The organism is Kitasatospora sp. NPDC050463 (assembly GCF_040655255.1).
Taxonomy (GTDB): domain Bacteria; phylum Actinomycetota; class Actinomycetes; order Streptomycetales; family Streptomycetaceae; genus Kitasatospora.
This window is the reverse complement of the sequence record NZ_JBFAJO010000065.1, coordinates 1-5,707: the sequence shown is the minus strand read 5'-3', so window position 1 is coordinate 5,707 and position 5,707 is coordinate 1. Positions and strand designations below refer to the sequence as shown.

The following is a 5,707-nucleotide window of genomic DNA, read 5'->3' as shown; positions in this document are numbered from 1 at the left end:
TGGAGCCAATCCAGATTCCGACGGGCCGGGCGGCGGCAGGGTGAATTTCGGGGATTGCGCGGGACCGCGCCGGCTGCGTTCGGTTCGCCGACTGTGCGGGATTGCGGTCCGAACGGCGCCGGGCGGCGCTGCGGGGATTACCGGAGACCGTCCGGGAATTCGGGGACTTCGGGAGGCCGGGAGTGGCCGGTTCAGCTGATGACGTCGTACTTTCCGAATTCGGTGGCGACGACGACCGGCTCGCGGAACAGGCTCAGCGGGTCGGCCGGATCGAAGGCACCGGCGTGTTGGTAGGCGGCGAGGGTGCCGTCGGGGCGCAGCGCGAGCAGGTCGGGCTTCCCGTCCAGGTCGATGTCGGTGAGCGTCATCAGCACCATCTGCTGCCACCCGTGGGCGACGGTGTACCAGGTGCCGGGGACGGTGGCGGCCTCCGGGGTGCCGGGGCGGGCGGCGAACTCGTAGAGGTCGAGGTCGCCGTTGGCGCGGCGGACGATCAGGTCGAGGTGGCCGTTGCCGGTGAAGTCGGCCATCGCGACGGGGAAGTCGTCGACGCCGATCTCGGTGAGCCGTACCGGGTCCTTGTCGTAGGTGTCGTTCCTGATCGCGCCGAGGCCGCGGTTGGGGAAGACGTCGACGTTGTCGGCGTTCTCGCCCTTGCTGAACGAGTCGTCGGCTCCGGTGCCCATGACGTCGGCGAAGCCGATGGTCTCCCAGCGCCGGCCGTCGTCGCGCTTGCCGGAGACCCGCAGCGGCTCGGACCAGGGGCCGATCTCACCGGGCCCGCCGAGGTTCTGCAGCAGGAAGAACCCGTGCTCGCCGTTCTCGCCCGGGTTGAGCCCGTGTTCCTCGACGCTGAACGCGCAGATGTCGGCGCGGCCGTCGCCGGTGCAGTCCAGCGCGCGGAGGAAGAAGAAGCGCTGCCAGCCGAAGTCGGGGCCGATGCTGACGGGTTCGTCGAAAGTCTTCTCGCCGTCGAACGTGCCGCTGTGCGGATAGACCAGCAACTCGCCCGTTTCGACGTTCCGTACCAGGAGGTCGAGCCTTCCGTCTCCACGGAACGAGCGGCACTGACCGTTCGCGAAACTCGCTGCCATGCTGAAAACACTCCTCGCGGTGGACCCCGGAAAGGCTGTCTCAGTATTTGCGAGGAGGCGGAACGCCGGTACCCCTAACGCCCCCTAACCAGCACCCCTGGAGCGGCCGGTCAGAGCCGTGCGGGCGGCCCCACGGGCCCCCTTCCGCCACCCCCGGCAGGGGGCCGCCGGGCAAGGGGGTCGGCGGCTGTCCGGCCGGGGCGCCGTGGCCGCGGAAACGGCGGAGCGGAACGGCGGAAGGGGGTGCGCGCGGAAACGGCAGAAGAGGGTGCGCACGGGGGTGGCGCACCCTCTTCTGCTTCACCCGGTGGGCTGTGCGGTTCCCGCCGCGCAGCCCACCGGTGTCACTGGGCCCCGGTCACTGCGGCAGCGGGGCGTTCTCGGCGTCCGTGGCGCCCGCGTCCGGAGCCGGGGCCGGCGCCGGCACGACGGCCTGCGGGTTGGGCTCGCGGATGAACCAGGCGGCGGCGAAGGTGAGCAGACCCAGCACCACACCGCCGATGGCGATGGCGTGCAGACCGTCCGTCACCCCGTCGGCGAACGCGGACTGCACGGGTGCGGGCAGCTGCTGGACCAGCTCCGGCGAGAGCTTCTTGCCGCCGCCGGCCTGCACGGCGTCGCCGAGCCGGTCACTGATGGTGTCCTTCATGACGGTGCCGAAGACGGCGCCGAGCAGTGCCACCACCAGGGAGCCGCCGACGATCCGGCCGAGGGTGTTGCTCGCCATGCCGGCGCCGAGGTCGCGGGACTCGACGTTGTTCATGGTGATCATGACGGTGTTCTGGGTCAGGCAGCCGACGCCCGCGCCGATCGCGATCGGGACGAGCGACCCGAGGAAGGTGTTGGTGTCGGACTCCAGCACCAGCAGGCAGAGCATGCCGGCGCTGATCAGCGGACCGCTGGCGAGCGCCCAGGGGCGGTAGCGCTGGGTCTTGGCGGTCTTCTTGCCGCCGATCACCATGGTGAGGAACATCGCGGTCATCATCGGCACCAGCAGCAGGCCGCCGGTGGTCGGCGAGACGCCCCGGGCGAACTGGGTGTACTGCGGGAGGAAGCTGGTCCCGGCGAACATGGCGCCGCCCGAGGTGAAGGTGAGCACCAGGGCGAGGGTGAAGTTGCGGCTGCGGAACATCCGCGGCGGCAGGATCGGCTCCGCCACCCGGGCCTCGACCCGGACGAACGCGATGAGCGAGAGCACGGCGAGCACGGCCAGGCCGATGATCTGCGGCGAGGACCACGCGTACTCGGTGCCGGCCCAGCTGGTGAGCAGGGTGAGGCTGACGATGGTGGCGGTCAGCAGCAGGGCGCCCGGGACGTCGATCCTGGCCCGCGTGGTGGGCGCCGAGGTGTGGACGAAGAGGGCGATGACGACCAGCGCCGCGATGCCGAGCGGCAGGTTGACGTAGAAGACCCAGTGCCAGCTGATGTGCTCGGTGAACAGGCCACCGATCAGCGGGCCGCCGACGAAGGAGGACGGCATCAGGATGGCCATCATGGTCTGGATCCGGCCGCTCTTCTCGAACGGCACCACCTCGCCGATGATCGCCAGCGCGCCGGCGATCAGACCGCCGCCGCCGATGCCCTGGACCGCCCGGTAGATGATCAGCTGCGTCATGTCCTGGGCGGTGCCGCAGAGAGCGGAGCCGATCAGGAAGACCACGATCGACACCATGAAGATCCGCTTGCGGCCGAGCAGGTCGCCGAGCTTGCCCCAGATCGGGGTGCCGACCGCGGTGGGCAGCAGATAGGCGGTGATCACCCAGGAGAGCTTGTCCAGTCCGCCCAGGTCGCCCGCGATGGTCGGCAGCGCGGTGGCCACGATCAGGCTGTCCAGCATGGCGAGGAACATTCCCATGCCCAGGCCGGCGATGCCGAGCCAGAAGAACCGGGGGAGCTCGACCTCCTCCTTCGCGGGCGCCGCTTCCACTGTCGGCGTCGACCCGGCCTCGGCCTCGACCCCGTCCGTTCCCGTTCCCGACACGGGATCGGGCTTCGACTCCGACATCTCGCGCTCCTCTCAAGCGGTACAGCTTCCCCAACGTCGGGTTCAGCGTGCCCGCCCGGGGCCGGCGGTGCCCACGACGTTTGTCACGGCCGACCCGGGACATCTGTCCCGGGTCGGCCTCCGGTGCGCGCGGTCACCGGTCGACGAGCGGAGCCGGGCGGGGCCCGGGTCGTCGAAGAAGCCCTTGAGCGTCGAAGAAGCCCTTGAGAGGGAGGCCCCTGAGGGGTCAGACGGTGAGGCGGTCGACCGTGGGGACCACGGTGCCGAAGAGATCGGTGACGGTGGTCAGGCTCGCCCGCTGCAGGTCGGCGGCCGGCACGAGGCCGCCGTCGGGCGCGGTCAGGGACCGGGTGGCGGTCGCCTCGGCGACGACGGTGGGCCGGTAGCCGAGCTGGAAGGCCCCCTGAGCGGTGAAGGTGACGCACATGTGGGTCATGAACCCGGCCAGTACCAGATCGAGCCCGGCACCCAGGTCGCGCAGCGTCTTCTCCAGGTCGGTGCGGTGGAAGGCGTCGGGGGGACTGCTTGACGACCACCGGTTCGCCATCGATCGGCGCGACCTCGGGGCTGATCGCTCCGATCTCGGCGCGGATGTCGTAGGGGGTGCCCTCGCCGCCGTCGTTGACGACGTGGACGACCCGCGTGCCGGCCGAGCGGGCGGCCGCGAGCAGGCGGGCCCCGGCGGCCAGGGCGGGCTCGACGCCTTCGAGGGCCATGACGCCGTGGCGGTAGGTGTTCTGGAAGTCGATCATGATCAGGGTGCTCTCGCCGAGGCGGGGCGGCGTGGTGTCGAGGCCGATGACATCACGCAGGGTCGTGGAGGCGGGCATGGGTGAGAGGTGTCCTTTCGGGCGGGAGACGGATTCGGTCAGGTGGCGGAGATATCGGAGGGAGCGAGGTGAGGAGGCGGATATCCGCGGGGCCGGATATCCGAGGGGGCGGGTCCCGGAAAACGGGCATGGCGAGGCCGCGGTGGTGGCGGCTCTTACCTCCGAGATCCGGGTCGGTCGGTCAGGACGTCGTGCGGAAGCGGCGGCGGTAGGAGGCCGGGGTGGTGTTGATCTGCTTGCGGAAGGCTCGGTGCAGGGTCTCCACCGAGCCCACCCCGGCGGCTGCCGCGATCTGCTCCAGTGGCTGGTCGGTGGTCTCCAACAGGCGGCGCGCCGCCTCGACCCGGGCGGCCTCCACATAGGCGGCCGGGCTGGTGCCGGTCTCCTGGCGGAAGACCCGGGCGAAATGGCGCTCGCTCAGGCGCATCCGCCCGGCCAGTACGGACGCCGACAGGTCCTCGTCGAGGTGCTCGTTGATGAACACGCGCAACGCGTCGATGTCCCTGCGGGCCGGGGCGGGCCGGCTCAGCGGCACGCTGAACTGGCTCTGACCGCCCTGCCGCCGCAGGTACATCACCAGTTGCCGGGCCACGGCCAGGGCCAGGTCCTCGCCGTGGTCCTCGGCGACCAGGGCGAGCGCCAGATCCATGCAGGTGCTGATCCCCGCGCCGGTCCACACCCGGCCGGAGCGGACGAAGATCGGGTCGGCGTCGACTCTCACCTGCGGGTGCTCGGCCGCGAGTTGGGCCGCGGTCGACCAGTGGGTGGTCGCCCGCCGGCCGTCCAGCAGTCCGGCGGCCGCGAGCAGGTGCGCTCCCACGCACACCGACGCGATCCGTCGTGCGTGCGGGGCCGTCGCCCTCACCCACTCCACGACGGTGTCGTCGACCCGGGCCACCGGACCGTCCGGGCGCAGGTCCACCGCGCCGGGCACCAGCAGTGTGTCCACCGCGGCACCCACCTCGGCGAAGGAGAGGTCCGCCACCAGGCGCACCCCGGCCGACGTGACGACCGGGCCGGGCTCGGGGCCGGCCAGGCGGACCTCGTAGCCCGCCCGGCCGTCGGACTCCCGGTTGGCCAGGGCGAACACCTCGGCCGGGCCGGTGACGTCGAGCAGGTCGACATCGGGGAAGACCGCGATGACGACACGGTGTGGAGTGGGCATGCATCCATCGTCACGGCAGCGCCTGGACGACCGCAATGACGGCGATCTGTCACATCCGGCCACCGGGCGGACCCCGTGTGCCCAAGAGCGGTCTCGGACGTGGAACACCACCCTGAACCGGGCCGGCCCTGGGCGTTTGCCCCCGCCGCCGAGGGCGGGTAGTGTTATCTGGTCGCTCGGCAGGGAGCACCGGACACGCAATCGCGCGGACGGTCCCGGGGCGGCCAACCCTCTTGAAACACCACTTCTCTTCTCGCTGAGTCGTGCTTCGGCGCGCCTCCGCTCGAATTGTTGTGCGGGTTTAAGTCGGTTGCGGTCGGATTCGCTTTGTGAAGCGCGGTTCGGCTAGAGTTCAACTCGTCGAAGAGGTCTCCGGACCGATAATTCGACAAAGCCTCCGAGGCCCGCAGGTGCAGAAAGACACAGCAGAGCGATCTGCTAGAGTCGGAAGCGCTGAAAGGCCGAAGGAAAGCAAGTCGGATGAACGAAGCGCCGGAAACGGGGCGGAAAACATCTGATAAGCTGGGAACACGAAAGAACGAAGCGCCCGGAGGGCCCGCTGGAAGGCGGTCCGAAGGAAGTGTCCGTTCCTTGAGAACTCAACAGCGTGCCA

General features: G+C 70.4%; 3 protein-coding genes and 1 pseudogene. All 4 read right to left on the bottom strand.

The genetic code is table 11. The features are described 5' to 3' along the window. Positions 1–191: 191 nt before the first annotated feature. A complete protein-coding gene (locus AB0J08_RS31435; protein ID WP_360641248.1) occupies positions 192–1,094 on the bottom strand; it encodes a hypothetical protein in 903 nt (300 codons plus the stop codon). 358 nt (positions 1,095–1,452) lie between these two features. After that, positions 1,453–3,099, bottom strand: coding sequence for an MDR family MFS transporter (locus tag AB0J08_RS31430; protein ID WP_360641247.1), 1,647 nt, complete (start codon positions 3,097–3,099; stop codon positions 1,453–1,455). 226 nt (positions 3,100–3,325) lie between these two features. Then, positions 3,326–3,929, bottom strand: a pseudogene (locus AB0J08_RS31425) (isochorismatase family protein). A gap of 181 nt (positions 3,930–4,110) precedes the next feature. Continuing rightward, positions 4,111–5,094 (bottom strand): DJ-1/PfpI family protein, encoded by a 984-nt coding sequence (locus AB0J08_RS31420; protein ID WP_360641246.1) that lies wholly within the window; start codon positions 5,092–5,094, stop codon positions 4,111–4,113. Positions 5,095–5,707: the final 613 nt, after the last annotated feature.

Excerpts from the sequence above, each read along its gene's own strand:
- AB0J08_RS31420 (WP_360641246.1), bottom strand. The coding sequence starts at position 5,094 with ATGCCCACTCCACACCGTGTCGTCATCGCGGTCTTCCCCGATGTCGAC.
- AB0J08_RS31435 (WP_360641248.1), bottom strand. The coding sequence starts at position 1,094 with ATGGCAGCGAGTTTCGCGAACGGTCAGTGCCGCTCGTTCCGTGGAGAC.
- AB0J08_RS31430 (WP_360641247.1), bottom strand. The coding sequence starts at position 3,099 with ATGTCGGAGTCGAAGCCCGATCCCGTGTCGGGAACGGGAACGGACGGG.